At 64.5% G+C, this 2,879-nt stretch carries 2 protein-coding genes and 2 pseudogenes; 2 read left to right on the top strand and 2 right to left on the bottom strand.

Features of this window, described 5'->3' with window-relative positions; all coding sequences use genetic code 11:
• A partial coding sequence (locus EHS43_RS41745; RefSeq protein ID WP_221740815.1) for a hypothetical protein occupies window positions 1–798 on the bottom strand: 798 nt, incomplete at its 3' end.
• 384 nt (window positions 799–1,182) lie between these two features.
• A pseudogene (locus tag EHS43_RS41740) lies at window positions 1,183–1,404 on the bottom strand (transposase); the annotation flags it as partial.
• A 67-nt stretch (window positions 1,405–1,471) separates the two neighbouring features.
• Between EHS43_RS41740 and EHS43_RS41735 the strand changes: the two are divergent.
• Both EHS43_RS41735 and EHS43_RS41730 read left to right on the top strand, forming a co-directional pair.
• Window positions 1,472–2,676, top strand: a protein-coding gene (locus EHS43_RS41735; RefSeq protein WP_125195703.1) for an IS3 family transposase whose coding sequence is annotated in 2 segments (ribosomal slippage) — window positions 1,472–1,763 and window positions 1,763–2,676 — 1,206 coding nt in all. Because the reading frame shifts where the segments join, the coding sequence is not laid out codon by codon here.
• Window positions 2,655–2,879, top strand: a pseudogene (locus EHS43_RS41730) (transposase); the annotation flags it as partial. The gene EHS43_RS41735 and the pseudogene EHS43_RS41730, both read left to right, overlap by 22 nt.

Raw genomic sequence — 2,879 nt, 5'->3', positions numbered from 1 at the left:
GGATGGTGCAGAGCTGGTGGGGGTGGGTGGTGCTCCAGGCGCCGTGCGCCAGAAGTCCTGTGATTGAGATTCCGCCCAACGAGCTGCCCCCCGCTCATAGGCGGGCAAGGATGCGGACATCTGCGATCCCAGGTGTGCCTGGTAGGTGCTCCAATCAACGGTGTTGTCGGGAACCGGCGGAGTCGGCGCTTCTGCTGCTGACCCCTGTGACGCCTGCGGGTGTCCAGAGCTGGTGGGGGTGGGTGGTGCTCCAGGCGCCGTGCGCCAGAAGTCCTGTGATTGAGATTCCGCCCAACGAGCTGCCCCCCGCTCATAGGCGGGCAAGGATGCGGACATCTGCGATCCCAATCGCGCCTGGCGGTCTGGAACAGGGTAGTTCTCCAGATAGCCCTTCTTTCGATTCCACTTCTTAGGCGTGGCTGTGTCCAGAGTCCATTTGTTGTGGCCTAGGCGTATCAGATAATTTCCGAAACGCTTCTCTTCCAGGACTGCCTTCACCTCTGGCCCCAGAATAGCCTTGAGCGTGCCATTTGTATTTCGCTTAGTTGCATCATGCAGATGATTACCCACTGGAATATCGCGCTCCCCGACCTCCACCTTCTCCACCAATGATGGAAGGGCAGGGTCGCCATTTTCATCACTCCATTTATCCGCGGACAGCGCACGAGCGGCGGCCGCATACTCAGCGTCAGAGTAACGACTTGGCACCTGGATCTCCTTTATCAATTGCTGTGAGCTGGGGAATGCAGCGATCAGCCCCACCCCTCTCTCAACGTCAAACCGACCCATCCGGTTCATCCCTGAACCGTTTTCATCATCTCGGTGGCCTCGGCCTCGATGAGCTCCTGCAGGATGCGCTCGCACGCGACCCTGATTGCTTCAACTCCATCGGCCCGACGGAGACACCTCACGGCGCTAACGTGTCAAGCTGCGGCAGCGAGCGCGGTGCGGAAGGCGGTCTGTTCGTCGACCAGCTCGTGCTCTTGAAGGCAGTGAGCTTCTTCAGTAGTGCCTCGTGAGGGTGGTGTCGTGGCAGGTGTTGACGACGCTCCCGAGCAGGGAGATTGCCGCCGTGCTGGTCCCGGCCGTTGCTTCCGGCGTCACCCGATTGGTGGCCGTTCTGAAGAGGCTCAGTGGAAGCCGGCGCCCACCCGACAGGTCACGTCCCGCGGAGTGGTGTAGTCAGGGCAGCTGTTTCGGTTCCGGTTGTGGAGTGATCTGCGGTTCAGGTTCGGCTGGTTTGGTGGTGAAGAGCTCAGCCATGGAGGCTTCGGAGAGGTAGCGGCGGTCGAAGACCTGCCACTCGTCGTGGAGTTCGGCCAGCACCGCGGCGGCGAGCCGGTCCAGGGCGGCGGGGTTGGGGAAGACCTGGACGACGTCGGCCCGTCGTTTGATCTCCCTGTTCGGGCCTTGACCCCTGATGTTGGACACACGAGACACTGGATCCTGAGGATCTGAGAACGGACATCTCGTGGTCATGAAGAACTACCCGCCGGAGTTCAAGGCGGACGCGGTCGCGCTGTACCAGTCGCGGCCCGAAGCGACGATCAGGTCGGTCGCCGCTGATCTGGGGATCAATCCGGAGACGCTGCGGAACTGGGTGAGGGCCGCAGGAGTAAGCCGTCCGCGGGGACGCCGGATGCAGGAACCGGTCCAGCCGCCGACCCCGCTGGAGGCTGAGAACGCGGCCTTGCGGAAGAAGGTCCGTGAGCTGGAGGAGGAACGCGAGATCCTCCGCAAAGCGGCAAAGTATTTCGCCGGGGAGACGCGCTGGTGAACCGCTTCCAGTGTGTCGCCGATCTCCACCGCCGCTACGGCGTGAAGCGGCTGTGCGGCATCCTCGGCATCAGCCGCTCGAGCTTCTACTACTGGCGCCGGACAGCTGCGGACCGGGCCGCCCGGCAGACGGCCGACGCAAGGCTGGCCGCCCGGATACGGGCCGTGCACCAGGACTCGGACGGCACGTACGGAGCCCCGAGAATCACCGCCGAACTCCGCGAGACGAGCGGAGAGGCACTCAACCACAAGCGCGTCGCCAGGATCATGCGGGCGTTCGGCATCGAAGGGGTCCGGTTGCGCCGCCGGCACCGCACCACCGTCGTAGACCCAGTGGCGGCCAAGGCGCCGGACCTGATCGGCCGCGACTTCACCGCCACGGCTCCGAACACGAAGTACGTCGGCGACATCACCTACCTGCCCATCGAGGGCGGGAAGTTCTGCTACCTGGCGACCGTCATCGACCTCGCCTCCCGCCGTCTCGCCGGCTGGGCGATCGCCGACCACATGCGAACCGACCTTGTGACCGACGCCCTGGCCGCAGCGGTCCGCACCCGAGGCAGCCTGGCCGGATCGATCATGCACACCGACCACGGAGCTCAGTACACGAGCAGGGCCTTCGCCGAAGCCTGCAGGTCAGCAGGGGTGCGGAGGAGCATGAGCGCGGTCGGATCCAGCGCGGACAACGCACTCGCCGAGTCCTTCAACGCGACCTTCAAACGCGAGACCCTGCAAGGACGAAAGAGCTGGCCAGGCGAGCGTGAGGCCCGCCTCGACGCGTTCCGATGGCTCAACCGCTACAACACCCGACGCCGACACTCCCGCCTCGGGCAACGATCACCGATCGCCTTCGAGAACGCCTTCTACCGCACACCAACTACGCTGGCACGAGTCGCATAACCCGTGTTCAGGATTCGGGGTCAAGGCCCACCTGGCCACCGATCATGCCTCGGCCGCGGTGAACTGGCGGCTGTTTATGCCCGCGTCCTGGGATCCGGCCTCGCCGGAAGCGGATGCGGACAAGGTCGCCCGCCGCAGCCGCTGCGGCATTCCCGACCGGGTGGGGCATGTGGAGAAGTGGCAGCTGGCCCTGGACATGATCG

This window comes from Streptomyces sp. RP5T, from assembly GCF_003933965.1.
Taxonomy (GTDB): Bacteria; Actinomycetota; Actinomycetes; order Streptomycetales; family Streptomycetaceae; genus Streptomyces.
Note: the sequence above shows the minus strand (reverse complement) of the source record. Positions and strands in the feature narration are given on the sequence as shown.